Here is a 20,820-nt window from a genome sequence, read left to right on the forward strand (position 1 = left end):
AATAGTGGCAGCGGAAGCCGGGCTGATCTCCCCTCCGAAGCTGCCACCAGATTTTCCAGGTCTCGCATCAGATTTCCGGCCCCAGGGTTCGGGTAAGGCGGGGCCGGCGACGTCAGAGCCTTCTGAGACCGAGGCTCTCCCCCCAGCCGTCGCCGGCCCTCTCAAGTAGTAAGTCCGCAACAAGCGAATATCTGACGGCATGATAAGGGCGGCCCGCAGCGACGAGGGCCGCCCTTGTCACGCGCCCCGATCAGGCAGGCTCCGCACCTGCCCTGCTGCGGCCAAAGGTGCTGTGGGACAATTGAGACGTACCTCAAGGCACCCAAGGAGTCCCATTGGCCGTAGTATCAACGCCAACCACGCTGACGCGTGCCCTTTCTGCGATGGACAATGCCGAGGTCCTGCGGATCCGCAACGACTTTCCCGTGCTGAACCAGACGGTCAACGGCCGCCCGCTCATCTACCTGGATTCCGGCGCCACCTCGCAGAATCCGCTGAGCGTCATCGAGGCCGAGCAGGAATTCTACGAGCAGCGGAACGCTGCCGTGCACCGCGGCGCGCACCACCTTGCCGTGGAGGCCACCGAGGTGTTCGAGGACGCCCGGCAGACTTTGGCCGACTTTGTCGGGGCGGCCTACGAGGAGATCGTCTGGACCTCCAACGCCACCGAAGGCCTGAACGTCATCAGCTATGCGCTGTCCAACGCCGCGCTGTGGGCAGCCCAGGGACGCGGCGACTCCCGGCTGCGGGACTTGGCACTGGGACCCGGCGATGAAATCGTGGTCACCGAAATGGAGCACCACGCAAACCTGATTCCCTGGCAGGAACTGGCCTACCGGACAGGTGCCACGCTGCGTCACATCCCGCTGGACGACGCCGGGGTGCTGCGGATGGATGAGGCAGCGGAAATCGTGGGGGAGCGTACCAGGCTGCTGGCGTTCACCCACGCCTCGAACGTGCTGGGCACCATCAACCCGGTCAGCGATCTTGTGGCCCTCGCCCGGCGGGCAGGCGCCCTGGTGGTGCTGGATGCGTGCCAGTCGGCACCGCACCTTGCCCTGGACGTCAAGCAGTTGGATGTCGACTTCGCCGTTTTTTCCGGCCACAAGATGCTGGGGCCAACCGGCGTCGGCGTGCTTTACGGCAAGCAGGAGCTCTTGGACGTGCTCCCACCGGTCCTGACCGGTGGTTCCATGATCACCACCGTGACCATGGAACGCGCGGAGTACCTTCCCGCGCCGCAGCGGTTTGAAGCCGGCACCCAGAAAATTTCGCAGGCGGTGGCCCTTGCCGCCGCGGTCAACTATCTGACCGAAACCGGCATCGACCGGGTGCACCGCTGGGAGTCCGAGCTCGGCCAGCGGATGGTGGCGGGCCTGGAAGCCATCGACGGCGTCCGCGTGCTGGGTCCGGCCGCCGGCCAGGACCGCATCGGGCTGGCGGCCTTTGACGTCGCCGGTGTCCACGCGCACGACGTCGGTCAGTTCCTTGACGCGCGGGGCATAGCGGTCCGCGTGGGCCACCATTGCGCGCAGCCGCTGCACCGGCGCCTGGGCCTGACGGCCACCACCCGGGCCAGTGCCTACTTGTACAACACCACCGACGACGTGGACGAATTCCTGGACGCAGTGTCCGGAGTCCGCGCCTACTTCCGGGCCTAGCCCGGATCCCCGACGACAGGTACCTGAGCATGAGCCTCGACCAGCTTTACCAGCAGATCATCCTGGACCACTCCAAGGCCCGGCACGGCAGCGGGTTGGCCGCTACGGCTGCCCCGGACGGCGCGTCCACCGGCCAGTCACACCAGCTCAATCCGGTGTGCGGCGACGAGGTCACCCTGCGCGTGGCCGTGGACCACGGCACGGTGACTCAGCTGGCGTGGGACGGGGCTGGCTGCTCGATCTCCATGGCCTCCGCCTCCGTGCTGAGCGAGCTGGCCGAGGGCATGACTGTGGACGAACTCCGCTCGGTGATCGGGAACTTCCGCGACGTCCTGCGGTCCCGGGGAAAGATCCCTGCCGACCCGGAAATCCTGGGCGATGCCGCTGCCTTTGAAGGCGTGGCCCGCTACGCCGCGAGGGTGAAATGCGCCATGATCTCCTGGGTTGCGGCCGAGGATGCCCTGAACCAGGCAGCCTGACGTGTTTCCGGTGGTTGAGCTTGTCGAAATCAGGTTTCGACAAGCTCAACCGGCGGACCCAGCCCGTGCCAGTGAGCCCGCGCTCGTCAGCTGACGAGCGCCGCGATTCCGATGGCGGCCGTGGCAGCACCCAGCACCATGGATACCGTCACCAGGACAATATGGACGGTGAGGAACTTCGTGGCCTTGCCGGCGGCGTCCCGTGCCCGCGGGTCCTTCATGACGCGGCGCAGGAATTGCGGCCACACCAGCAGGGACCACACGCCCGAGCCGATCAAGACAAGGGCAAGGAAGGCAGGGACGTCCACGGGACTAGTGGCTTTCGAGCCAGGCCTGGGCCTGCTGCGACTGGATGTTCAGTGCCTTGCCCACAACGGGCTCGGCGGCGTCGGCAATCTTGCCGCCCAGGAACGGCACGGAGGACGTGACGTTGCCTTCCAGTTCAACCCGCGTGCTGCCGCCGTCCGCCACGAGACGCTGCACCGCGGCCACGTCGATCGGCGCGCCGGCGATCTTCAGCGAGATGGTGCTCTGGCGCGAACCGTCGGCTGCAGGGGCGTCCCAGTTTTCCACCTGGGTCACCTTCAGGCTTTCGCCGACGAACTTGCGGGCGATTTCCGGCAGGCGCGTCGTGGGGAGGGTGCGCACCGACGTGGTGCTGAATTCCCCGGCGATGTCGCCCGCCACCGTGAAGGACTCGAGGGTGCCGCCGACGTATTCGCTGGTATGGCGCTGGAAGTCCTCGTTCGCGAAGACTGCGGTGACGCTGTCGACGCCGTGGGGAAGGGTGGTGGATGCACTCAGTGCCATTGATCCTCCGTCGTTGTGGGGTCAGAACGCTTTTTGCTCACCACATCCTACGGGGTCGGCCGCGCTTCCCCGGCACCGGGACGTCGGGCATCGGGCTCTGCGACGCCGGACTTCTCCTCGGCGGACAGCCTCCGGGCCGCCGCGGTGATGTTGCGGGACATGGCCGGGAAGATGATGCTGTGGAACGGAAGAACGGCCAGCCAGTAGAGCCGCCCGCTGAGTCCTTTGGGGAAGAAAATCGCCCGCTGGCGGTAAAGGCAACCGGAGCCGTCGGGCTCCACGCAGAGCTCCAGCCAGGCGCGTCCCGGTGCGCGCATTTCTGCCCGCAGCCGGAGCAGGCGGCCGCGCTCGATCCGTTCCACGCGCCACCAGTCCACCACCTCACCGGCCACCAGATGGTGCGGATGCCGCCGGCCACGGAGCAGGCCCGCTCCGCCCGAAAGCTTGTCCAGCCAGCCGCGTACGCTCCACGCCAGTGGGAGCGAGTACCAGCCGTTGAGGCCGCCGATCCCCTCGATGATCGTCCACACATGTGCCCGGTCCACATCGCTGGCAAAGGTCCGCTCGTCGACATACACCCTGTGCCCGGCCCAGCCCGGGTCGCTCGGCAGCGGGTCGGCATCCGCTCCGGCGTTGGCCCAGATGGTTTCCACCTGGCCGTCGCGTTCCTTGCCGAGCGCCAGGGCCACGGCCCTGCGGTAGCCGGTAAGACCGCTGTCGGGCTGTTTGATGTAGGCGTCGATGTCATGTTCGGCCGAGACGGCATCGTGCTGCAGGGACTGGACCAGCGGGACGGACATGGAAAGCGGAATCGGAGTCACCAGTGCAACCCACAATCCGGCCAGCCTGGGTGCCGGCACTGGAAGTGCCAGGACCGGCCGCGGCGGCAGGCCTGCCTCGGCCGCGTATTCCTTCATCATGCCGGCGTACGTCAGGACATCCCGGGAGCCGATGTCAAAGGTGCGGTTGAGGGTTTCCGCCAGTGCGGCGGCTCCGACGAGGTAATAGAGCACGTCCCGGACGGCGATGGCTTCGATCCGGTTGCGGACCCAGCTGGGCGCGGGCATAAGGGGCAGGGTTTCGGCGAGGTGGCGGATCATTTCGAACGACGCCGAGCCAGAGCCGATGACCACCCCGGCCTGGAACACGATGGCGTCCACCGGGCCGGAGAGAAATACCTCGCCCACCGCCTCACGGGAGCGCATGTGCGTTGACAGTGCCGTGTTGCGCGGGTGCAGGCCGCCCAGATAAACGATTCGCCGGACGGAGGCCTCCGCGGCGGCACCGGCGAGAAGCTCGGCCATGGCCTTTTCCTTGGCCTCGAAACCGGAGCCCGCCGCCATGGAATGGACCAGGTAATACAGCACGTCTACGCCCTGCAGGGCTTCCTCCAGTGCCGCGGAGTCGTCGAGGCTGCTGCGGACCACCTCCACGTCGTCGAACCACGGCACGCCGGCGATTTTCTCCGGGGACCGGACCAGCACCTTGACGCGGTGGCCGGCGTCCAGCAGCCGGGGGACCAGCCGCCCGCCGATGTACCCAGTGGCGCCGGTGACAAGCACTGTCCGGGCCTCGGCTGCCCGGGCCTCGGGATTGGCGCCGGCCCCTGCCGTGCCGCCACTGCTGCTGTCATTTCCGCTGCTGTCATTTCCGGTCTGGTCGCTCACTGGAGTCTCCTTGGGGCGGCGGCATGGCTGTGCTGAACTTCAAGATGTGCTGAACTTCACCTGCTCAGCAAGCTTAGCAATGCGGCACCCGGGGCCCGGCTGCCGCGTGCGTGCCCGCAGGGGTAGGCTGGAAGCCCCGGCATTCGCAAGAATCTGGGCTTTTCGTGTTGCCTGCATTCGAATGAGATTCCAGGAGATCCTGCCCATGAGCTCCAAAGGCCAGCGCCCCACCGGCCAGCCCTCCAACGGCCTGCCCCTCACCGGCCTGCGCGGCGCCCTTCATGCGGACAGGACGTTCGCCCGGGTGCAGGCCGAGGCGGCGCGGAGCTTCAGCGTCCGCAGCGAGGACTACCAGATCAGCGCCCCGGCAGGTTTGCGGCCCGTGCTCCTGGCGGAGATGGCGGACGGCCTGCTGAACGCAGCGGAAAATGACGGCCCCGCCGCGGATCACGCCGCTCCGGGGGTGGTCCTGGCCGTCACCGCCACGGGACGCGAGGCCGAGGACCTTGCCGCCGCGCTCCGCGCCTACCTGCCGGCCAACGCAGTGGCCGAGTTCCCCAGTTGGGAAACCCTCCCGCACGAGCGACTGTCCCCGCGTTCGGACACGGTGGGCCGCCGACTGTCGGTCCTGCGGCGCCTGGCGCATCCTGAAGACTCAGCCCGCAGTGATAGCGCAAGGCACCCTGATAGCGCAGCCCACCCGGAAAACGCAGCTGGCCCCCTTCGCGTGGTGGTGGCTCCCGTCCGCGCCGTGGTCCAGCCGATCGTGGCCGGCCTGGGGGAACTGGTTCCGGTGACGCTGAAGGTCGGCCAGGAGGTCCCGTTCAATGACGTGATCCGGAACCTTGCGGCCGCCGCCTACTCCCGGGTGGACATGGTCACGCACCGCGGCGAATTTGCCGTCCGCGGCGGCATCCTGGACGTGTTCCCGCCCACTGAGGACCACCCCATCCGGGTGGAGTTCTTCGGTGACGAGGTGGACCAGATGCGCTGGTTCGCCGTCGCCGACCAGCGCTCGCTGTCCGCCCCCGGCGTGCATCACCCCACCGAACTCCACGCCCCGCCCTGCCGCGAAATCCTCATCACCCCCTCGGTCATGTCCCGGGCTGCCACACTGAAGTCCCAGCTGCCCTCGGCTGCGGACATGCTGGAGAAGATCGCCGGCGGCATTGCCGTGGAGGGCATGGAATCCCTGGCGCCTGTGCTGGTGGACGCGATGGTCCCGTTCATGGAACAGCTGCCCGCGGGCTCCATCTCGGTGGTCATCGAACCTGAGAAGGTCCGCACCCGCGCCCACGACCTCGCGGCCACCAACGAGGAGTTCCTGGAAGCGGCGTGGTCCACGGCCTCCGACGGCGGGAGCGCACCGCTGGACCTGAGTTCGCAGGCCTCGGCAGCCCTGCATTCAGCCAGCTTCCGGTCGCTGGCCGAGACCCGCTCTGCGGCGCTGGGGCACGAGGTGTCCTGGTGGTCCATCACGTCGCTGGCCACGGACGAGGAACTGACGCCGGACATCGACGTGCTCAACCTCCACGCCCGCGAACCGCGCGGCTACCAGGGGGACGTGGCGGAGATGATGGACTTCATCGGCTCGCACGTGCGGGACCAGTGGCGGATCGTGGTGGCCACCGAAGGCCCGGGCCCGGCGCAGCGCCTGGCCGAACTGTTCCACGACGCCGACATCCCCTGCGCCCGGGTGGACACACTGGACCACGAACCCCAGGCGGGGATCATCGAGGTGACCACTGCCGCCGTCGGACGCGGTTTTGTCCTGGACGGGCTGAAACTCGGTCTCCTGACCGAGGCCGACCTGCTGGGCCGCACCTCCGCAGGCTCCACGAAGGACATGCGCCGCATGCCGTCCAAGAGGCGGAACGCCGTGGATCCGCTGCAGCTGGTGGCCGGCGACCATGTGGTGCACGAACAGCACGGCATCGGCCGGTTCGTGGAACTGATCCAGCGCAAGGTGGCCGGCGGCGGTGACGGCGTCCGCGAGTACCTCGTGCTGGAGTATGCGGCATCGAAGCGCGGGGCGCCGGGGGACAAGCTGTTCGTCCCCACCGACCAGCTGGACCAAGTGACCCGCTACGTCGGCGGCGACACTCCCGTGCTCAGCAAGATGGGCGGTGCGGACTGGGCCAGCACCAAGTCCAAGGCACGCCGGGCGGTCAAGGAAATCGCCGGCGAGCTCATCCGCCTCTACTCGGCCCGGATGGCCTCTCGCGGCCATGCCTTCGCGCCGGACACGCCGTGGCAACGCGAGCTGGAGGAGGCCTTCCCCTACGTGGAGACCCCGGACCAGCTCACCACCATCAACGAGGTCAAGGCCGACATGGAGCGGGAGATTCCCATGGACCGGCTGGTCTCCGGCGACGTCGGCTACGGCAAGACCGAGATCGCCGTCCGCGCGGCCTTCAAGGCGGTGCAGGACGGCAAGCAGGTGGCGGTGCTGGTGCCCACCACGCTGCTGGCCCAGCAGCACTATGAAACGTTCACCGAGCGGTTCAGCGGCTTCCCGCTGCGCGTCAAGCCGCTGTCCCGGTTCCAGGCGTCGAAGGAAGCCAAGGAAACGGCCGAGGGCGTGAAGAACGGCTCCGTGGACGTGGTGATCGGCACGCACCGGCTGCTGTCCAAGGACTTTGAGTTCAAGGACCTGGGCCTGGTGATTGTGGACGAGGAGCAGCGCTTCGGCGTCGAGCACAAGGAAGCGCTGAAGAAGATGCGCACCAATGTCGACGTCCTGGCCATGAGCGCCACCCCGATTCCACGGACCCTGGAGATGTCCCTGACCGGCATCCGCGAAACGTCCACGCTGGCCACCCCGCCGGAGGAGCGCCACCCCGTGCTCACCTATGTGGGCCCGTACACGGACAAGCAGACCTCCGCCGCCATCCGCCGCGAACTGATGCGGGAGGGCCAGGTGTTCCTCGTCCACAACCGCGTGTCCACGATTGAAAAGACCGCAGCCAAAATCCGCGAACTTGTCCCCGAAGCCAGGGTCGAGGTGGCACACGGCAAGATGTCCGAGAGCCGCCTGGAGCAGATGATCGTGGACTTCTGGGAGAAGCGCTTCGACGTCCTCGTGTGCACAACCATCATCGAAACGGGCCTGGACATCTCCAACGCCAACACCCTGATTGTGGACGGCGCGGACAAGTACGGCCTGTCGCAGCTCCACCAGCTGCGCGGACGCGTCGGCCGCGGACGCGAACGTGCCTACGCCTACTTCCTCTACCCCTCCGAGAAGCCCCTGGGCGAGGTGGCACTGGAACGGCTGAAGGCCGTGGCCACCCACAACGAACTCGGCGCGGGCATGCAGCTGGCCATGAAGGACCTGGAGATCCGCGGCGCCGGCAACCTGCTGGGCGGTGAACAGTCCGGCCACATCCAGGGCGTCGGCTTCGACCTCTACATCCGGCTGGTGGGCGAGGCCGTGGCAGAGTACCGCGGTGAAGCCGAGGAGAAGGCAGCCGAGATGAAGATCGAGCTGCCCGTGAACGCGCACCTGCCGCACGACTACGTGCCAGGGGAGCGGCTGCGGCTGGAGGCCTACCGGAAGCTGGCGTCGGCACTCACCAACGAAGCCATCGACGAAGTCCTCGCCGAACTGGTGGACCGCTACGGCGAGCCGCCACTGCCCGCACAGAACCTCGTCGCCGTGGCACGCTTCAGGGTGGGTGCCCGCGAAGCCGGGCTCTCCGACGTCGCCCTGCAGGGGAACTTCATCAAGTTCTCCCCGGCGCAGCTGCCCGAATCGAAGACGATGCGGCTCAACCGCATGTACCCGGGCGCGCAGTCCAAGCCCGCCCTCAACGCCGTCCTGATCCCCAAGCCGAAGACGGCAAGGATCGGCGGCCGTGACCTGCAGGACGCCGAAATCCTGGCATGGGCCGACGGCGTCATCCGCAATATCTTCTCGGACGCCCCTGTCCCGGCCGAAGCCACGAAAGGCTAGCCGTGATGGGAGGACACCACGCCGCGTCAGGTGCCGCGGCGTGGGTGGCTATTGCCTCGACGGGGCCGTACACCCTGGGCTGGTATCCGCTGGACGCCGCCGGAGTGCTGATCGGCGGCATGGCGACGGCGGGCACCGCCCTCGTGTGCGACTGGGACCACCGCTCCAGCACCGTGGCGCACTCGCTGCCGCCGCTGTCCAACATGATCGCGGTGGGCATCGAGAATGCCAGCGGCGGCCACCGGCAGGGCACGCATTCGGTACTGGGGGCGGCCATGTTCGTGCTGCTCGCCGCGGTTGCGGCGCAGATCCAGGTGGACACGCCGTGGGGCGTGCTGTCCGTCGGCGCCGGGCTGCTGTGCATGTTCATGATCAACATCGCCGCAAAGGCCCTGAAGCTGTTTCCGAAGTCCGGCTGGATCACCAACTGGGTTTTCGCCCTGGTCATGGCCGGCCTGGTGACCTGGTTTGCACCGCACCAGTGGACCTGGCTGCCCATGTCCATGCTGATCGGCGTCGTGGTCCACATCGTGGGTGACATGGTGACCACGGGGGGTGTTCCGCTTCTCTGGCCGCTGGTGATCAAACCGCCAAGGTTCCTGCGCCGGTTGTGGGTGTTGAGGAACTTCTGGCGGCCCAACGGCGCCTTCTCCATCCCGCTGCTGGGCCGGGCCGGGTCGCGGCGGGAGTGGCTGGTGCTGATCCCGGTGAGCGGCTACGCCATGGTGGGAATGTGCCTGGCGGCCTGGTCGCTGGCCGGCACGCACTTTCCTGCGGCGCTGGCCCTGGCCGGCCGGCTGGCCAGCAGCCTGCTCGGACTAACCTGAGACCCGGACTTTCCGTGGTTCACGGTCTGCGTCCGGTGCTCGCCGTGGAGTCATTAGTTGCAGCCTTTGCCCCCACATCGTGTCGGCCAGGGTCAAGCCGATGACCGCTGCCCATACCGGCTCGGTTCCGAGCAGGAGGCTAACCCTGGTGGGGGAAGAGTCGATGCTGCTGGCCTGGGAGGGGCCTCGATCAGCCACTGCTCAGCCCGCCCAGGATGAGTTCCTCAGAACGCACGGCACGGCGTTCCTTTCCTGTTAAAAAGCTGAAGCCCCGGAACGTTCCGGGGCTTCAGCTTTAAAGTCTGCGTGGCGTTTAGTACTCGCCGGCCGAATCCGAGCGGCCGGTGATGGTCTGCGGGATCCAGAAGGCGAGGGCGAACAGGCCGAGGCACACTGCCATAGGCCACGGGTTGCCCAGCGTCAGGAAGGACAGCGAGTAGATGGCACCCAGGAACAGGGCCATGAGCACCACGAAGAGAACGATGCTGCCGGCCAGGGCGTTCTCGTTCTGGGGCGTCTTTACCTGCTGGTCAATCTTGCTGGACATTCATTCCTCCTCGGCCCCGCGGGGCTCAAACTGTGGCTGCCGCCGGTCAGTACGCAGACGAACCGTGTTCGCCTTTGACGATTGCAATACCGGAGCTGGCGCCAATACGTGTTGCACCTGCAGCAATCATAGCCTGTGCGTCCTCGAGGGAACGCACGCCGCCGGAGGCCTTGACCCCTAAATCCAGGCCCACGGTGCTCCGCATGAGGGCAACATCCTCGACGGTGGCGCCTCCGCCGTTGAAGCCCGTTGAGGTCTTGACGAAGTCGGCGCCGGCCTCCACGGCCGCTTCGCAGGCCAGGACCTTCTGGTCATCGCTGAGCAGGGCAGTCTCGATGATGACCTTGAGGATCGCCTCGCCCTGGTGGACGGCCTCGGCGACAGCCTTGATGTCGTCCACCAGGGCGCCCTTGTCCGAGGCTCTGGCCGCGGCGATGTTGATGACCATGTCCACTTCGTCGGCGCCGTCCAGCACGGCCCCGCGGGCCTCGAACGCCTTGACGTCGCCGGGCGTGGCGCCCAGCGGGAAACCCACCACGGAACACGTGAGCACACCGGTGCCCTTGAGCGCTGTCTTCACCGTCTTGACCCACACCGGGTTCACGCACACCGACTTGAATTTGTACTCGGCGGCCTCGGCACAGACCTTGAGGATTTCCGCCTCGCTGGCCTCCGGCTTCAGCAGCGTGTGGTCGATAAAGGAAGCGATGCCCGTCGCCCCGCTACCCTCCCCGGGAGATCCTGCGGGGCTGGTCGCGGTGCCCGTTCCGGGGCTGGCTTCGTTGCTCATGCTGGTCCTTTCCATGGGACTTTGGCCGAAGGCGCCCCGGGTGTCGCGGCGCCCTTGCGAACCATCCTGCCACAGCAGGAAAGCTACGCGGCCGTGGCCAGCTGCCCCACGGAAAGCTCCGCCATGAGCTCGGCGGCGCAGGCTCCGGCAGCGGACCCGGACGCCACCAGCAGACCCAGCCGCACGCCGTCGAACGCTGCCGCATCCCCGATGGCCCAGATGCCTGGCATGGAGGAGCGGAAGTCACGGCCGACGACGATCCCGCCGGACGCCGCCGTCTGCACGCCGGCGGCGGCTGCGAGGCCGTCCCGGGGCGTGCGGTCCTCGGCGAGGACCACGAGGTCGCCGTTCATGCGGCTGCCGTCCTCGAACACGACGCCGGCAGCCGGCAGCACTGAGCCGGCAAGAGTTGGTACCACGGCGGCGGGCCGAGCGGTGGTGCGGACCGGCCGGACGCCGCGGGCGCGGAGCACCGCCTCGGCCTGCCCGGCGGCGGGGCCGGTGCCCACCAGGATGCCCAGCGGCCTGCGGCCGAGGACCCGGGTGACTTCCTTGACGGCGCGGCCGATCTTCGCGGCGTCATCGATGGTGGAGTAGCTGAGGCAGCGGCCGGAGCCATCGACAGGGGAGTCCACCGGGGCCGAGCCGGTAGCGATGACCAGCTGGTCATAGCCGAACTCCATGCCGTCGGCGGTGGTGACCACCTTGGCGGCGGCGTCGATGTGGCTGGCAGGCTGGCCGAAGCGCACGGAGACGGACGGCAGTGCGGCCAGTTCCATCAGATCGGCGGGGGCGTCGTCCCGGCTGCTCAGCACCGTGACGGTTCCGGGGAACTGTGCTGCGGCCAGCTGGGCCACGAGGGCCTGGGCGGCGGGGCCTGCCCCGGCGATCAGGATCTTGGCGGCAGGGGTGGCGGTGGACGGAAACTGTGCCGGAGCGGACATGTGCGGGCCCTTTCGAATGCTGCACCAGGCGGGCCGATCGGGGGCCCTGTTGTGCTGATGGGACCCAGCCTAGGGGGAACGTTTTTCGCGGGTGTTTCCCTGCCATTGCGGAATAATCCCCGGCTGTTCGCTGCTTTTTACCACCCGGTAACAAAAGGGAGTTTTTGTACAGATATCGCGCCCTAAACCACGTTTTGAGGCCAATATCTGTACAAAAACTCCCTCTGTTATTCGCATCACACGCGTAATTGCATGACACCGGGGTGTTCTCCGGCCGCTAGACGCGGATGCGGTACCCGCGCTTCACCACGGTTTCCACGAGCTTGCCGTCGGGCAGGGACGAGCGGAGCCGGCTGACCGTCATGTCCAGCGCGTGCACCGAGCCGCGGAGTTCCAGCAGTTCGGAGAGGGACTCCCGGGAAAGGACCGCACCGCCGGCGCCCAGGAGCGCGCGGAGCAGCAGCAGCGGCGCCGGGGCGATCTCCACCGGCTCGCCGTCAATGCGCAGCGACCGGCCACGAAGTTCCACGTTTCCGGACCGCGTGTCGAGGCGGCGCACATGGTTCAGCGCGAGGTGCTCGCACACCAGCCTGATCAGCGCGCCCATCCGGAACCGCTCCGGCACCAGGGGCGTGATGCCGGCGTCCAGCAGCGGCTGCGCCGTCACCGGACCAACGACGGCGGTTGTCACGGTGGTCTTGAGGCTCTCCACGAGCTGCTTGTACAGCCCCATCTCGTGGGCCGTGCTCCACATGGCGTCCACGGCGGGGGCACTCGTGAAGGTCAGGACGTCCAGGTTGCCGCTGCACGCGGCCTCGATCAGGCGGGGGAGCCGGTCGGCGCCGTCGGGCTTGACCCAGCGGTACGGGGTGACGGTGAGGACAGTGGCGCCGGACATCCGCAGCCGTTCCAGCTGGCGGACGTCCGTGTAGCCGTGCAGCTGCACTGCCACGGTCTTGCCGCGCACGCCCTCGGCCAGCAGCATGTCCACCAGCGTTGCGGTGGTCTCGTCGCTGCTGATTCCGACGTCGGCCAGGCCGGCCGCGCGCACGGCGCCGCGGGCCTTGGGTCCGCGGACGAACATCCGGCAGGCGCCCAGCGTTTCCAGCAGCTCCTCACCGATCCCCGAAGCGTCCGCCGCCTCGCACCAGCGGCGCATGCCGTAGGCGGTGGTGGCGATGCAGAGGTCGGGCTTGGCCGCGATGATCGCCTTGGTGTCCTCGATGAGGCTGATGTCCTCGTTCACGGGGGCGATCTTCAGTGCCGGGGCATGCAGGATCTCGGCGCCGCGGCGTTCCAGGGCCTCGATGAGGTCCCGCGAACGGCGGTGGGACGTCACACCGATCCGGAAACCCTCCAGCGGGGCCTCTGCGGCCGCCTCCGGCGCTGGCTCGGTGAGCGCGGTCTCGGTGGGTGCTGTTTCAGTGGGGGCTAGTACATTCATTGCGTTCATGCCTATCACGAACCCAGCAGCGAGGCCGCCAGACGGTCGAGTTCCGCCTCGGCCTCGGCATGCCCGCGGTTGGCCTCAGCCACCCGCACCACCTCGCCGATCACCAGGACGGCGGGATTGCTGCAGCCGGCGGCGGCAGTTGCGATGGTGCCCAGTTCGGCGATGGTGGTCTTCTGGCCCGGCCGGTAGCCGCGCTCCACCACAGCCATGGGCATGTCGGTGCGCATCCCGGCGCGGCGCAGGCCGGCGGCGAGGTGGTGCAGCGTGCCGATGCCCATCAGCACCACGATGGTTCCGCCCAGGCCGGCCAGGTGCGTCAGTTCCTTCTCCGTGAGCGGCGCGTGGCCGGACACTACGGTGAACATGTGGCTGACTTCACGGTGCGTCACGGGGATGCCGGCGGCAGCCGGCACGGAGATGGCGCTGGTGACGCCGGAAATCACCCGGACGGGGACGCCGGCGGCGACGCAGGAGGCAACTTCCTCGCCGCCGCGGCCGAAGACGTACGGGTCGCCGCCCTTGAGGCGCACCACGTTCTTACCTTCCAACGCGGAAGCGACCATGAGCTTCTCGATGTCGCCCTGGCTCACCTTGTGGTGTCCCGGGCGCTTACCGACGTCGACGAGCTCGGCGGAGGTGAGCGACGCCAGCTCCTGGTACGGGGCCAGCCGGTCGTAGAACACGACGTCGGCATCGCGCAGGGCCTTGACGGCCGCCACGGTCAGCAGCTCGCCGGTGCCCGGGCCGCCGCCAACCAGCGTGACGTGGCCGGCCCGGCCGGCGGCCGGCTCGGCCGCCACCGGAATGCCGGCGGCGCGGCAGCGGTCCAGCAGCGGCTCCCAGCCGGTCTGGCCGTCGTCGACTGCCGCGACCAGGAACGGGCGCTCGGGCAGGGGACCGTCGTGCCCGGCACCCTGCGGGGTGCTGAGGCGGGAGACGACGGCGCCGGCTGCCTCGTAGCGGCGGACGGCCTGGCGGGCGGCAAAATCCGAGCCGGTGACCAGGACCTCGCGGCCGGTGAGATCAATGCTGAGCTGCATGCCTATACCTCGTTCTCATCGCGGGGCCGCAGGGGGATGGAGGCCCCGATCAGCACCTTGCCTTTTTCCTCAGCCGTGGCCGGGCGCATCTGGCCGCGCTCGTCCGGGACGAACGTGATGGAATCGTCCTTCTGGTCGGGGGCGTTGACGAAGGAGCGGAACCGGCGGAGGCGCTCGGGGTCCTTCAGGGTGTCTGCCCACTCATCTTTGTAGGTGTCGACGTGCTTGGCCATGGCTGCCTCGAGGTCCTCGGCGATGCCGAGGGTGTCCCTGACCACCACGTCCTCGACGTGCTTGATGCCGCCGTCGAGCTCTTCCTGCCAGCGTGCGGTGCGCTGCAGGCGGTCGGCGGTGCGGATGTAGTACATGAAGTAGCGGTCGATGTACTTGATCAGGGTTTCGTCATCGAGGTCCTTGGCCAGGAGCTGGGCGTGGGCCGGGGTGGCACCGCCGTTGCCGCCGACGTACAGGTTCCAGCCGTCCGCGGTGGCGATCACGCCGACGTCCTTGCCGCGGGCCTCGGCGCATTCGCGGGCACAGCCGGAGACGCCCATCTTGAGCTTGTGCGGGCTGCGGAGGCCGCGGTAGCGGAGTTCCAGCTGGATGGCCATGGCCACCGAGTCCTGGACGCCGAAGCGGCACCAGGTGGAACCGACGCAGGACTTCACCGTGCGAAGGCTCTTGCCGTAGGCCTGGCCGGACTCGAAGCCGGCGTCCACCAGTTCCTTCCAGATTTCCGGGAGCTCCTCCAGCCGGGCGCCGAACATGTCGATGCGCTGGCCGCCGGTGATCTTGGTGTACAGGTTGTACTTCTCGGCGACGGCGGCGATGACGCCCAGCTTCTTCGGGGTGATCTCGCCGCCGGCGATGCGGGGGACCACCGAGTAGGTGCCGTCCTTCTGCATGTTGGCCAGCGCGCGGTCGTTGGTGTCCTGCAGGGTGCCGCGGCCCGCGTCCAGCACGTAGGCGCTGTTCTGGCTGGCGAGGATGTTGCCGATGGTCGGCTTGCAGATGTCGCAGCCTGCGCCGGTGCCGTACTTGGCCATGATCTCCTCGAAGGAGGTCAGCTCCAGGACGCGGATGGCGTCGAACAGTTCCTGGCGGGACAGTTCGATGTGCTCGCAGAGGGCCTTGGAGACCTCGACGCCGGACTTGGTCAGCTCGGTTTCCAGCAGCTTCTTGAGCATCGGCACGCAGGAACCGCACTGGGTGCCGGCGCGGGTGCAGCCCTTGAGTTCGCCGAGTTCCTGGACCGGGGCGTTGCCGTCGCAGGCGCCGCAACCGTTGATGGCGTCGCGGATGGTTCCGGCGGTGACGTTGTTGCAGGAGCAGAGGGTGGCGTCGTCCGGCAGCTCGGTCTCGGGGGCTTCCCCGCCGCCGGCGGCGGTCAGGTAGGCGCCGGGCTCTGCCGGGAGCTCGCGGCCCAGGAGCGGGCGGAGGCTGGTGTAGGGAGTTGCGTCGCCCACGAAGATGCCGCCCAGCAGGGTCTTGGCGTCGTCCGTGGTGACAATCTTCTGGTAGACGCCGCGGGCGGGGTCCGCGTACACGATTTCGAGGGCGTGCTCGGTCCGGGCGAACGCGTCGCCGAAGCTGGCTACGTCCACGCCGGAAAGCTTCAGCTTCGTGGCGGTGTCGAAGCCGGGGAACGTTGCCTCGCCGCCGTGCAGGCGGTCGGCCACGATTTCGGCCATGGTGTTGGCCGGAGCCACGAGTCCCAGGCACATGCCCTCGAAGTTTGCTACCTCACCGATGGCCCAGATGCCCGGCACCTGGGTGGCGCAGTAGTCGTTGATGACCACGCCGCCGCGTGGGCCCAGGTCAAACAGCGGTTCTTCGCCTTCCGCGGTGCGGAAGAGTTCGTCGCGGGGCTTGACGCCAATGGCAACGATGACGATGTCGGCGGGGATGGTGCGGCCGTCGGCCATCAGTACACCGGTGACCTGGCCGTCGTCGTCCGCGAGGATTTCTGAGGGGAACACCCCGCCGTGGACCTCGAAGCCCTTCGCCTCGATGAGGCGGCCCAAGGCCTGCCCGGCGCCTTCGTCGAGCTGGGTGTTCATGAGCCAGGGGGCGCCGTTGATGACGACGGGTGTGGCGCCGAGCTGTTCGGTGCCGGCCGCGGATTCGAGGCCGAGGAGGCCGCCGCCGATGGTGACGGCGTTGACCTTGCGGCCGAGCTTTTCGGTGAGTTCGGTGATGGACTTGTTGATGGCCCAGACATCTTCGAGGGTGCGGTAGACGTGCACTCGCTCGGCGCCGGGCAGCGGGAGCCGGGCGGCGTCCGAACCCGTGGCGACCACGAGTTCGTCGTATTCATAGGTGTTGCCGGCTGCGGTTTCAACGGACTTGCCCGCGGAATCGATCTTCACCACGCGCTCGCCCGTCTGCAGGGTCAGCGACTCGTGGTCCCACATGGAAGTCGTACCCAGCGTCAGGTCAACGGTGCTGTCCGTGAGGGCCTTGCTCAGGGCAACGCGGTCATAGGGCAGGTGGGCTTCTTCGGTCAGAACAGTTACCTGCCAGCCTTCGAGGCCACGGGCATGCATTGCGTCCGCAAAACGGTGGGCCGCCGGGCCGCCGCCGGCGACGACGATGCGGCGCGGAGTCTCTGTGCTTGAAGTCTGTTCGGTCACTGTGGGCCTTTCGCATGGGCCGCAGACGGTGCTCTGCAGCTTGTCCATCCAGACTAGGGAGCCGCAGTTTCGCTTCAGTTTCCCAATTGTTTCGTGAACTTAACTTCTGCATCACGGGATTGTTTCGGGCCATGTGAGGTGTCTTTTACGTACGCGACACATTGACTGCACCCCTTCGAAACACCGTCGCCCTAGCTTTGGAATACGGCCGCAGCGACGGCAACAGCGGGCGCACTACACGCCTTGCAGGACCGGCAAGCGGCCGGAAAGCACGCAAAAAGGGAGAGGAGCCGGACATGACGGCAACACTGGAACTTGAGGATCTCGCCACCGGATATGCAGCAGGCTGGCACCGCGTCTGCGCGGTGGAGGACCTGGAACTGGCCTGGGGCGAAGCGGCACTCGTGGCCGGCCGGCAGGTGGCCCTGTTCCGCACGGGCCCCGGTGAGGTTTTCGCCGTAGCGCAGGAGGACCCGGCCACGGGCGCTTTCGTCATGGCGCGCGGCATCCTCGGATCACGCGGCATGCGCCCCACCATCGCCTCGCCGCTGCACAAGGAGGTCTACGACCTCGAGACGGGCGAGTGCTTCGGCAACGGGGACCTGCGCCTCGCCGCGTTCAGCACGCGCATCGTGGACGGCTTCATCGAGGTTGAACTCTAAAGCCCCCGGGCCCTAACAAGGCCCACGACAAGTTACAGCCCCAGGGCCTCGCGCACGTCAGTGAGTACCTGGTCCAGCGCGGCCCTCGCCGCCAGCCGGGCCTCGGGCAGTTCAGCGGCCGAGCCGACGCTCTGGATGACCTCCAGGTAGCACTTGAGTTTCGGCTCCGTGCCGCTCGGCCGGATGATCACGCGGCTGAGGTTGCGGGTCAGGTAACGCAGCCCGTCGGTCGGAGGCAGCTGTTCGCTGCCTTCGGCCAGATCCACGAATGACTCCACGGCCGACCCGCCAAACGATTCGGGCGGGTTCACGCGCAGCCGGTTCATCATGGCATCCAGCAGGCCGAGGTCACCCACGCGGATGCTCAGCTGGTCACTCGCGTGGAGCCCGTGCACCAGATACAGCTCGTCCAGGGTGTCGAAGATCGTCTTGCCCTCAGCCTTGGCTGCGGCCGCCAATTCCGCGATCAGCACTGCGGCGGACAGTCCGTCCTTGTCACGGACCAGATCCGGCGCAACGCAGTAACCCAGCGCCTCCTCATAGCCGTAGACGAGGCCCGGCACCCGGGAAATCCACTTGAACCCGGTCAGCGTTTCCTCGTGCGCATACCCGGCTGCGGCGGCGATGCGTGAAAGCAGCCGCGACGAAACAATCGAATTGGCGAACACGCCGCCGCCCGGCTCCACGCCGCCACCCGCCTCCACTCCGGAAGCGTTCGCTCCGGTTGAGTCCGCTTTGGAGGCGGCCAGGCGCGCTACGACGTGCGCTCCCAGGAGGGCGCCCACCTCATCGCCCCGCAGCATCCGCCACGCACCCGTGTCCGGGTCCTTCGCGGCCACGGCGGCACGGTCGGCGTCCGGGTCGTTGGCCAGCACGATGTCTGCGTCCGCCTGCATCGCCTCACCCAGGGCCAGGTCCAGGGCGCCGGGTTCCTCAGGGTTGGGAAAACTGACGGTGGGGAAGTCCGGGTCCGGCTCGGCCTGTTCGCTGACCAGCGTCACGTCGGTGAATCCGGCGGCCCGGAGGACGGAGACAGCCGTCGCTCCGCCTACGCCGTGCAATGGTGTCAGGACGATTTTCAGGTCCCGCGCCGGGAAGAGCCCGCGGTCGGCCAGCCCTGCCGTGGCGGCCCCGTAGTCCTGGACGATCCCGTCCTCCAGGACCGTCCAGCCGTCCTGGGCCAGGGGGATCGAGGCAAGGTCGCCCACCTTGCTGATTTCGGTGGCGATCAGGGCGTCGTACGGCGCCACGATCTGCGCGCCCCGGCCGCTTTCCTCCACCGCATGCCGGCCGAGGTACACCTTGTAGCCGTTGTCCTGCGGGGGGTTGTGGCTGGCTGTGACCATCACGCCGCCATCGCACTCCAGCGCCCGGACCGCATACGCCAGCAGCGGCGTCGGCAGGGGAGCCGGCATCAGGAACGTCTCGATTCCCGCCGCAGTGAACACCGCCGCCGTCTCCGTCGCGAAAATGTCGGAGTTGTAGCGGGCGTCATAGCCGACGACGGCGCGGGGCCGTGTTCCGGGCGCAGCCTCCGACACCGCGCGGACCAGGAAATTGGCGAAGCCCGCCGCTGCGCGGCGGACCACGACGCGGTTCATCCGGTTGGGCCCCGGGCCCAGGGCGGCACGTAGGCCGGCCGTTCCGAACTGCAGCGTTCCCCGGAAGCTGTCTTCAAGGTCCTGCCGGGCGGCGGGCGTGCCGGCCTCGGTGAGCTTCACGAGTTCGGTCAGCGTTGCCGCGGTCCGGGGATCCGGATCCTGGGCGGCCCAGGCCCGGGCGTCGTTGAGCAGCTGCAGATCGGCTTCGGAAGGCGTCATGGAAACCAAACTATCGTCAAAGTGCGCCGGAGCGGTGCCGGACGGGGCTGCGGACCGGTCACAACCTCACCGGTTCATGGCGGCCGGAGCGCTTCTTGACAGGAGATTCTGGACACGTACTGTCTTGGATGTGAAGTTGAACCAGGGGGTGGAGTGGGCCCTCCACTGCTGCGTCAACATGGCTTGGGCGCCCGCCGGGGAACCGATCAGCAGCGGCCGGCTGGCCGAGCTGTATAAGCTGCCGCCGGCGTACCTGAACAAACAGCTTCAGTGCCTGGTGCGGGCAGGCGTCCTGAAGTCCGTGTCCGGCCCCAGGGGAGGGTTCCAGCTGGCGCGGCGGCCTGACCGGATCTCGGTGCTGGACGTGGTGCTGGCCATCGAAGGCCGGGACCTGGCGTTCCGCTGCGACGGCATCCTGGCGAACTGTCCCGGCGGTAATGCGGGCGAGGACTACTTCCGCAGCTGCATCATCTCGCAGTCCATGCGCCAGGCGGAGCTGGCCTGGCGGACCGAACTCGCACGCCAGACCGTGGCAGGCATTGCGCAGTCCCTCGAACGGCGGTTCCCCGGGGCCCGGGCCAGCTCGCTCGCACAACTCCTCGCCGCAAACGGCGCGCGGGACTAGAGGGGCGGGACTAAAGCCGGCCGATGATTTCCGCCAGGAGCTTGGAGATGCGCGGCCCCGCAGCGTGTCCGGCTTCGAGCACTTCCTCATGGCTCAGCGGCGTCGGGCTGATGCCGGCCGCGAGATTGGTGACCAGCGAAATGCCGAAGACCTCCATGCCGGCGTGCCGGGCAGCGATGGCCTCCAGCGCCGTGGACATGCCCACCAGATCGGCACCGATACGCTTGGCGTACTGCACCTCGGCCGGCGTCTCGTAGTGCGGGCCGGTGAACTGGGCGTAGACACCGTCGTCCAGGGACGGGTCCACCTCGCGGGCCAGGTCCCGGATCCGCGACGAGTACAGATCGGTCAGGTCCACGAAGGTGGCGCCCTCGAGCGGGGACGCCGCGGTGAGGTTTATGTGATCTTTGATGAGCACGGGGGTGCCGGGTGCCCAGTCTTCGTTGAGCCCGCCGCAGCCGTTGGTGATCACCAGGGTCCGGCAGCCCGCGGCGGCCGCGGTGCGCACGCCGTGGGCCACGGCCCGGACGCCCTTGCCCTCGTAGTAGTGGGTGCGGGCGCCGAGGACCAGTGCGCGCTTGCCTTCACGCGTCAGCACCGACCGGATGGTGCCCACGTGACCCTCTACGGCGGGAGCCGAAAAGCCGGGGACCTCCGACGCCGCCAGCGTGGCAGTGGTCTCGCCGATGAGGTCGGCAGCCTCGGCCCAGCCCGAGCCCAGGACCAGGGCGATGTCGTGCGCTTGGACGCCGGTCTCCGATGCGATGTAGTCCGCGGCCGTCCGTGCTGCCTCGAAGGGGTCCGTGTCCAGGAATTCTGTTGTGCTCACCCGGTCCAAGCTACCGTGCCGGAGACTGTGGTGGCAGCAGAAACGCGCCCCTGCGGGCTGCCCGGCCAGCCCCGGAAG

At 68.0% G+C, this 20,820-nt stretch carries 17 protein-coding genes; 6 read left to right on the forward strand and 11 right to left on the reverse strand.

All coding sequences use genetic code 11. The features are described 5' to 3' along the window. Positions 1-335: 335 nt before the first annotated feature. Together J7I85_RS09095 and sufU are read left to right on the forward strand one after the other, a co-directional pair. Positions 336-1,661: a SufS family cysteine desulfurase gene (locus tag J7I85_RS09095; RefSeq protein ID WP_214850220.1), complete on the forward strand. Its 1,326-nt coding sequence runs from the start codon at positions 336-338 to the stop codon at positions 1,659-1,661. Positions 1,662-1,690: 29 nt separating this feature from the next. Then, positions 1,691-2,140: a Fe-S cluster assembly sulfur transfer protein SufU gene (gene sufU, locus J7I85_RS09100; RefSeq protein ID WP_102970713.1), complete on the forward strand. Its 450-nt coding sequence runs from the start codon at positions 1,691-1,693 to the stop codon at positions 2,138-2,140. Between the two features lie 86 nt (positions 2,141-2,226). On the opposite strand, the gene J7I85_RS09105 is transcribed toward sufU, so the two are convergent. The 3 genes from J7I85_RS09105 to J7I85_RS09115 are packed head-to-tail and all read right to left on the reverse strand — an operon-like array spanning position 2,227 to position 4,512. Further along, a complete protein-coding gene (locus tag J7I85_RS09105) occupies positions 2,227-2,448 on the reverse strand; it encodes an SCO4848 family membrane protein (protein ID WP_214850223.1) in 222 nt (73 codons plus the stop codon). A gap of 4 nt (positions 2,449-2,452) precedes the next feature. Beyond that, positions 2,453-2,950, reverse strand: coding sequence for a DUF2505 domain-containing protein (locus tag J7I85_RS09110; protein WP_214850226.1), 498 nt, complete (start codon positions 2,948-2,950; stop codon positions 2,453-2,455). Between the two features lie 47 nt (positions 2,951-2,997). Further along, the gene (locus J7I85_RS09115) at positions 2,998-4,512 is read right to left on the reverse strand and encodes an SDR family oxidoreductase (RefSeq protein WP_214851235.1); all 1,515 of its coding nucleotides are present in this window, start codon (positions 4,510-4,512) and stop codon (positions 2,998-3,000) included. A 310-nt stretch (positions 4,513-4,822) separates the two neighbouring features. Here J7I85_RS09115 and mfd point away from each other — a divergent pair, with 310 nt between their 5' ends. Continuing rightward, on the forward strand, positions 4,823-8,572 hold the full coding sequence (gene mfd, locus J7I85_RS09120) for a transcription-repair coupling factor (RefSeq protein WP_214850229.1): 3,750 nt from the start codon (positions 4,823-4,825) through the stop codon (positions 8,570-8,572). 5 nt (positions 8,573-8,577) lie between these two features. Further along, entirely contained in the window at positions 8,578-9,399 is an 822-nt protein-coding gene (locus J7I85_RS09125; protein WP_214850232.1) for a metal-dependent hydrolase, read from the forward strand. A gap of 313 nt (positions 9,400-9,712) precedes the next feature. Here J7I85_RS09125 and J7I85_RS09130 read toward each other — a convergent pair whose 3' ends face one another. The 6 genes from J7I85_RS09130 to nirB form a co-directional block, all read right to left on the reverse strand. Beyond that, complete coding sequence (locus tag J7I85_RS09130) at positions 9,713-9,946, reverse strand: DUF4407 domain-containing protein (protein WP_214850235.1); 234 nt, start codon at positions 9,944-9,946, stop codon at positions 9,713-9,715. Positions 9,947-9,992: 46 nt separating this feature from the next. Continuing rightward, the gene (deoC, locus tag J7I85_RS09135; protein WP_214850238.1) at positions 9,993-10,736 is read right to left on the reverse strand and encodes a deoxyribose-phosphate aldolase; all 744 of its coding nucleotides are present in this window, start codon (positions 10,734-10,736) and stop codon (positions 9,993-9,995) included. 83 nt (positions 10,737-10,819) lie between these two features. Continuing rightward, positions 10,820-11,680, reverse strand: a complete 861-nt coding sequence (locus J7I85_RS09140; RefSeq protein WP_214850252.1) for an FAD-dependent oxidoreductase — start codon at positions 11,678-11,680, stop codon at positions 10,820-10,822. Between the two features lie 277 nt (positions 11,681-11,957). Beyond that, positions 11,958-13,124, reverse strand: coding sequence for a uroporphyrinogen-III synthase (locus J7I85_RS09145; protein ID WP_214850254.1), 1,167 nt, complete (start codon positions 13,122-13,124; stop codon positions 11,958-11,960). A gap of 14 nt (positions 13,125-13,138) precedes the next feature. Beyond that, positions 13,139-14,173, reverse strand: a complete 1,035-nt coding sequence (gene cobA / locus J7I85_RS09150; protein ID WP_214850256.1) for a uroporphyrinogen-III C-methyltransferase — start codon at positions 14,171-14,173, stop codon at positions 13,139-13,141. A 2-nt stretch (positions 14,174-14,175) separates the two neighbouring features. Beyond that, complete coding sequence (gene nirB / locus J7I85_RS09155; RefSeq protein ID WP_214850263.1) at positions 14,176-16,806, reverse strand: nitrite reductase large subunit NirB; 2,631 nt, start codon at positions 16,804-16,806, stop codon at positions 14,176-14,178. Positions 16,807-17,102: 296 nt separating this feature from the next. Here nirB and nirD point away from each other — a divergent pair, with 296 nt between their 5' ends. Then, positions 17,103-17,468 (forward strand): nitrite reductase small subunit NirD, encoded by a 366-nt coding sequence (gene nirD / locus J7I85_RS09160; protein ID WP_214850265.1) that lies wholly within the window; start codon positions 17,103-17,105, stop codon positions 17,466-17,468. Positions 17,469-17,500: 32 nt separating this feature from the next. Here the strand turns inward: nirD and J7I85_RS09165 are convergent, their stop codons facing one another. Then, positions 17,501-19,288: a phospho-sugar mutase gene (locus J7I85_RS09165; protein WP_214850268.1), complete on the reverse strand. Its 1,788-nt coding sequence runs from the start codon at positions 19,286-19,288 to the stop codon at positions 17,501-17,503. A gap of 130 nt (positions 19,289-19,418) precedes the next feature. Here J7I85_RS09165 and J7I85_RS09170 point away from each other — a divergent pair, with 130 nt between their 5' ends. Then, positions 19,419-19,913, forward strand: a complete 495-nt coding sequence (locus J7I85_RS09170; protein WP_214850271.1) for an Rrf2 family transcriptional regulator — start codon at positions 19,419-19,421, stop codon at positions 19,911-19,913. 10 nt (positions 19,914-19,923) lie between these two features. Here J7I85_RS09170 and J7I85_RS09175 read toward each other — a convergent pair whose 3' ends face one another. Further along, positions 19,924-20,742: a purine-nucleoside phosphorylase gene (locus tag J7I85_RS09175; RefSeq protein ID WP_214850275.1), complete on the reverse strand. Its 819-nt coding sequence runs from the start codon at positions 20,740-20,742 to the stop codon at positions 19,924-19,926. Positions 20,743-20,820: the final 78 nt, after the last annotated feature.

Origin of the sequence: Arthrobacter sp. ISL-65 (genome assembly GCF_018613795.1) — a bacterium.
In the GTDB taxonomy this organism is placed as follows: domain Bacteria; phylum Actinomycetota; class Actinomycetes; order Actinomycetales; family Micrococcaceae; genus Arthrobacter.